The organism is Segatella salivae DSM 15606, from assembly GCF_000185845.1.
GTDB lineage: Bacteria > Bacteroidota > Bacteroidia > Bacteroidales > Bacteroidaceae > Prevotella > Prevotella salivae.
Genome location: NZ_GL629647.1, coordinates 346,593 through 352,666 on the forward strand (window position 1 = coordinate 346,593; position 6,074 = coordinate 352,666).

Below are 6,074 nucleotides of genomic sequence, written 5' to 3' on the forward strand. Positions count from 1 at the left end.
TATATGTAAAAGTTATCAAAGATGAAGAACTTGTATGTCCATTAACCATTTGGTAACTTGATTGCTGAGAAGTATAAGGACCTGCAATAATTTCTATTCCAGAAGGTACCGTTCCAGCATGAAAGTTCTCTACATCTTGAGAATTTATAGTATAAGATAATCTAAAGTTTTCTCCAACATAAACCTTCTCGGGAATACTTATTGTAATTTTTTGTGCAACAAGTTTATTGCAACAAACAAAAGTCAATAATAGAAATATAAAGAGTTTAGAATTCTTTTTCATTTTTCTCAACGATTAAATATTACCAATTCTTTTGTAGTTTTCTACGACTTGACTGTTGAATGGCTTTCGATATACGCTGTTGTGTAGCTTTCTCATCTTGAAGAGCAGCATTTAGTAATTGCTCTGCATTCTCTTTACTCATTTGATTCTCTTTAGGATTCTGCTTTTTATCCTTTTTTTCATTTTTATCTTGTTGGTTATCTTTATTTTCCTTATCCTTCTTACTTTTTTCTTTATCTTTATCTTTATTTTTACTATTTTGATTTTGTTTTTTATCTTTTTGAGGATTATTTTTCAGCAGCTTTTTACAAAGAGCTAAATTATAACGTGTCTCATCATCATTGGGGTTATGACGCAAAGCTTCCTTGTATGCTTGTATTGCTTCTACATACATTTGATGAGATTGGCAAATATATCCTATATTATGAAAACATTGTGCCTTTCGAACCTCATTTTTTTCAACCTTACAAGCTTTCTGTAACATTTTTATTGCAACAGAGTCTTTCTTTTGCATTAATAATGCCGTTCCAAGATTATAAAGTGCTTGCGGGTTAGTTGGATTGAATGCAATTGCCTTACGAAATTCTATTTCAGCATTTACATAGTTCTTCTTTTGGAATTCACGATTACCTTTTCTTATCAACTGTCTATCCGTCTGTGCCTTACAGAAGATACTAAACATAGAAAAAAACAATAAAAATATAAAATGACAATATCTCATATTTATTTATCCCTAAATAGATTAATCTGTTTGAACAAAGGATTTCTCGACTCCAACAATATTGTTTCCACAATTAACAATAACAAAAGAATAATCCCAAAAATTTGAAATTGTTCATTATATTCACTATAAACCACAGTATCTGATATACCCGATTGTAACTTCGAAAGCTCTTTGTTTAATTTTTCTTGTGCATCACTTGTATTATCAACATGAATATAAACACCATTACCAGCTTTTGCCACTTGCTGACACATTTGTTCATTAAGTGTAGACAATACTGTTTGTCCACTATTATCTTTCAAATATCCTCCATTACCATCTGGAATAGGTGCTCCTTTAGATGTTCCAACTCCTAAAATAAACACGTTTATCCCCTTCTTATATGCTTCACGAGCAGCTTCAAGTGCTCCTCCTTCATGATCTTCACCATCAGTTATCACTATAATAGCTCTACCGATGTGTTCTCTTTGTGTAAAGCAACTTTGGCTCAAACTAATTGCACGTGCCAAATCTGTACCTTGAGTTGTTATTAAAGAAGGATTAATATTTTGAAGAAACATTTTAGCAGAAACATAATCATTTGTTATTGGTAATTGCACAAATGCATCTCCAGCAAAAACAACTAAGCCTACTTTATCATTTGTAAAATGATCAACAAGATCCTCTATTAAGAGTTTACTCTTCTCCAATCGTGATGGAATAACGTCTTGCGCCATCATAGAATTGCTTATATCCAATGCAATAAGAACCTCAATTCCTTCACGTTTTTCATGTGAAATCTTGGATCCTACCTGAGGGCGAGCAATCATAAATATTAAGATTGTAATCGCAGAAAGAAGTAAACAAAACTTTATCGTCGGACGATATTTAGAAACATCTGGCATCATTTCCTTCAATAAAGAAGGATCACCAAGCTTTCTCAGATTACGTTTGCGCTTTCTCCAGACAATAAATCTCATCAATACAAGGATAGGAATGATGAGCAGCATCCATAAATATATAGGGTCTTCAAATCTCAGCATGATATATCTTTTTATGGTATTCTCCTAAATACTACTGTACGCAGAATCACTTCACACAATAAAATAAGAAGCGCTATTATAGCGAAAGGTTGATAAGCTTCGTAAGATTTAGAGTATTTCTTCATATCTATCTTACTTTTCTCCAACTTATCAATATCCTTATAAATTTGTTTCAATTGATTATTGCTTGTAGCTCTATAATAATTACCATCTGTTGTTTCTGCTATATTTTTTAGAGTCTTACTATCTATTTCTACAGGAATATTGACATATTGCACTCCACCTGCAACAGGCATGGGATAAGGAGCAACCTTATTTGTACCAACACCAATAGTATATACACGAATTCCTAAACTCTTTGCAATCTGAGCACTGGTTAACGGAGATATGTCTCCCATATTGTTACTACCATCAGTCAAAAGTATTACAACCTTACTTTTTGCTTTCGAATCCTTTAAACGACTAACCGCATTAGCTAATCCCATTCCAATAGCAGTTCCATCCGAAATAAGACCTCGTGCAGCGATATCTGTCCTAACACTTCTCAACATATTAATCAGCGATGCATGGTCGGTAGTCATTGGGCATTGCGTAAAGGCTTCACCTGCAAAAATCGTTAAGCCTATATTATCATTCGGCCTATCAGATATAAACTCTGAAGCAACATTTTTTGCTGCTTCTAAACGATTTGGCTTTAAATCCTCTGCCAACATCGATGTAGAAACATCCATTGCAAGCATAATATCAATTCCTTCTACTTGCTTGTTACCCCATGAAGTATGCGTTTGTGGATGTGCCATCACAATAACTATGAATATAAAAGCTAAACACCGCAATACCATTGGCAAGTTGATAAGCTTCATCTTCCAACTCTTTGGTGCATAACGATAGGCAAAAGTATCGCTCATCAACATCGTTGGTTCCCGCTTATTCTTGTATAGGAAATACCACAGAATGTAGGGTATCAACAAAATCAACAGTAAGAAATATTCTTTATTTGCAAATTCCATGATTAAAATCCTAACAATTCTGTAATTAAATATAATATATATATAACAAGACTCATGAGAACAACAATAAGTGAATATATTGTGAACTTTAACCAAAGACGATTCTTCTTTGTCAACTGCTCCTGTGCTGTTAACTCTGGAACTACACGTTTCTCTATTTCTTGTGTCTCCGATTTTGTATCATTGATAAACTTAGCTGCGTTAACCAAATTCAAATCATTTTCATTAATTAGTGCATTATACTTAGCAAATTTTACTAAATCTGCAGTAGTAAATAACTCACGAAGCTCATCTATACCCTTTTGATCACCAGCCTTCTGCAACAAATAGATAATTTCACTACTTGTCATCTCCTTAGCATTGAAGCCAAAACGTTCCTTTATATACTGTCGCAAAGCATCAGTAAGACGTGTATAATACTCTTTCTGATCTTGCGATGTCATCATATGTTCAGCTTTAATGTCTTCTATCGCCTTTAAAGCTTTTTGATGTGCAGGCACAAACTTAACTATTTTAACTCGTGCCACAATCGGTTTATTTTGCTTTAACCTAACAATAAAATAAACTGTCAGTAGACAAAGCATAATGAAAAGAATACTTAACCAAAATGGTAAGCTCCATTCTTTCCACAAGAAAGGGTTGTCTTGTACCCCTTTTGCTGGGTAAAACTTATTTGGATGCAACGTGTCAACGGGAACAGTCATTACTTTTAATGCTAATTGTTTACCAATATATGACTTTCCGTCGACTTTAATTTCTAACGCCGGAACAGAATAAAGTTTCTCATCAAAACTTGTCAACGTATAAATTCGGCTAAACTTTTTCATTCCATCACTCTCGGAGGAAACTATATTCTGCTGCTTTAGAATTTCTATTCCTGGAACAAGAAAGTGTGACGTCTTTACTTTTGGCCAAACTATACGACTACCTGGCTTCGCCGTAACTGACAAAGTTAAGTGTGTTTGCTGACCGATAAGAATTGAAACAGAATCAATACTTTGATCAACAAAAACCTTCTGTGCAGAACATATCGTTGAACACAAAGTAAAAAATATGATGAATATAAATTTTAATATCTTCATTTATGCTCTTTTCTTGAATAGTAGCATCAACGCCTTTGTAAAGTCTTCATTCGTTGCTACCGAAGTCCAATCAACTTTACTCTTAGAGAATAGCTCGCGAAGCATAGCTTGACGTTCAAGCCAATATTGTGTATGTGCCTGTCGAAGCTTGGCAGAACCTGTATCAATAATCATTTCATGACCAGTTTCTGCATCCTTAACTTTCATCAACCCTATATTTGGTAATGTTTTAGCGCGAGGGTCATACACCTGAACTGCTATCATATCGTGTTTCGAATTGGCTATTTGTACAGCCTTACTAAAATCTTCTTGCGTATAGAAGTCACTCAAAAGGAAGACTGTAGCACGGCGTTTCATCATCCGTGTAAGATAAGAAACTGCCATACCTATATCTGTCCGAGCACTCTTTGGTTTGAAATCTAAAAGCTCACGAATTATATATAGTATATGATGACGCCCCTTTTTAGGAGGTATATATTTCTCGATATGGTCTGAAAAAAAGATAACACCAATCTTATCATTGTTTTGTATAGCGCTAAAAGCCATTGTTGCAGCTATCTCGGTGACCATTTCACGCTTAGTTTGATGCACTGTTCCGAAGTTAAGCGAACCGCTGACATCAACTAAAAGCATAACTGTCAGTTCGCGTTCTTCTTCAAACACCTTCACATAAGGATGATGAAAACGAGCTGTAACATTCCAATCAATATCACGAACATCGTCACCATACTGATACTCTCGCACCTCACTGAAAGCCATACCACGACCTTTAAAGGCTGAATGATACTGTCCAGCAAATATATTTTGACTTAGACCACGGGTCTTTATCTCAATCTTTCTTACCTTCTTTATAATCTCTGATGTTTCCATCAAGGCACCTCAACCTTATTTACGATTTTTGAAATAATCTCTTCGGCATTGACATTGCTGGCCTCTGCTTCGTATGAAAGTCCTATACGATGACGCAACACATCATGAACCACAGCACGAATATCTTCTGGAACAACATATCCTCTGTGTTTAATAAATGCATACGCACGACTGGCCTTAGCCAAATTGATACTTGCACGAGGACTTCCTCCATAAGTTATTAAATCTTTAAGTTCGTTCAGACCATAGCGTTCTGGATACCTACTGGCAAAAACAATATCGGCAATATACTGTGCAATCTTATCATCAAGATAAACTTGATTAACGACTTCACGCGCATTTATAATCTCTTCTGCACTAATAACTGGTTTTACAACAGGGAATTGATTTGCGATATTCTCTCTGATAATAAGCTTTTCTTCTTCTAATGTAGGATAGTCGATTACAACTTTCAGCATGAAACGGTCAACCTGAGCTTCTGGGAGCTGATAAGTACCTTCCTGCTCGATAGGATTCTGTGTAGCCATAACCAAGAAAGGCTTTGGCAAAAAGAATGTCTTCTCACCAATAGTTACTTGGTGTTCCTGCATCGCTTCAAGCAAAGCACTCTGCACTTTAGCTGGTGCGCGGTTAATTTCATCTGCCAATACAAAGTTTGCAAACACAGGACCTTTCTTCACATGAAAGCTTTCATCTTTTTGTGAATATATTTGTGTTCCGACAACGTCAGCAGGAAGCAAGTCAGGAGTAAATTGAATACGACTGAAATCAGCATCTATCAATTGGGCAAGTGTCTTTATTGCCAGTGTCTTTGCCAATCCTGGAACACCTTCTAAGAGGACATGTCCATCACTTAACAACGAAATCAACAAAGCATCTACTAAATGCTTTTGTCCAACAATCACTCGATCCATACCGGCAACAAGGTTGGTTACAAACCCACTTTGCTGTTCTATTAATATATTCAGTTCGCGAATATCAATCGTTTCTGCCATAATTAGAATATTTGACTATTAATATTTTGTGAACGCAAAAATACAATAAATCAATAAGAGAATATAATATATGCAACTAAATTATATT

Annotated in this window: 7 protein-coding genes; all 7 read right to left on the reverse strand. The window is 35.1% G+C overall.

Features of this window, described 5'->3' with window-relative positions; genetic code table 11:
- On the reverse strand, positions 1-283 hold a 283-nt coding region (locus HMPREF9420_RS01520), incomplete at its 3' end, for a BatD family protein (RefSeq protein ID WP_007133619.1).
- Between the two features lie 19 nt (positions 284-302).
- A complete protein-coding gene (locus HMPREF9420_RS01525) occupies positions 303-1,004 on the reverse strand; it encodes a tetratricopeptide repeat protein (RefSeq protein ID WP_044078673.1) in 702 nt (233 codons plus the stop codon).
- A 2-nt stretch (positions 1,005-1,006) separates the two neighbouring features.
- Positions 1,007-2,029, reverse strand: a complete 1,023-nt coding sequence (locus HMPREF9420_RS01530; protein WP_007133621.1) for a vWA domain-containing protein — start codon at positions 2,027-2,029, stop codon at positions 1,007-1,009.
- Between the two features lie 11 nt (positions 2,030-2,040).
- Positions 2,041-3,039 (reverse strand): vWA domain-containing protein, encoded by a 999-nt coding sequence (locus HMPREF9420_RS01535; RefSeq protein WP_007133622.1) that lies wholly within the window; start codon positions 3,037-3,039, stop codon positions 2,041-2,043.
- Positions 3,040-3,041: 2 nt separating this feature from the next.
- Positions 3,042-4,121: a BatD family protein gene (locus HMPREF9420_RS01540; RefSeq protein WP_007133623.1), complete on the reverse strand. Its 1,080-nt coding sequence runs from the start codon at positions 4,119-4,121 to the stop codon at positions 3,042-3,044.
- The gene (locus HMPREF9420_RS01545; protein ID WP_007133624.1) at positions 4,122-4,991 is read right to left on the reverse strand and encodes a DUF58 domain-containing protein; all 870 of its coding nucleotides are present in this window, start codon (positions 4,989-4,991) and stop codon (positions 4,122-4,124) included.
- Positions 4,991-5,986, reverse strand: coding sequence for an AAA family ATPase (locus tag HMPREF9420_RS01550; protein WP_007133625.1), 996 nt, complete (start codon positions 5,984-5,986; stop codon positions 4,991-4,993). The genes HMPREF9420_RS01545 and HMPREF9420_RS01550 overlap by 1 nt, the downstream gene beginning before the upstream one ends.
- Positions 5,987-6,074: the final 88 nt, after the last annotated feature.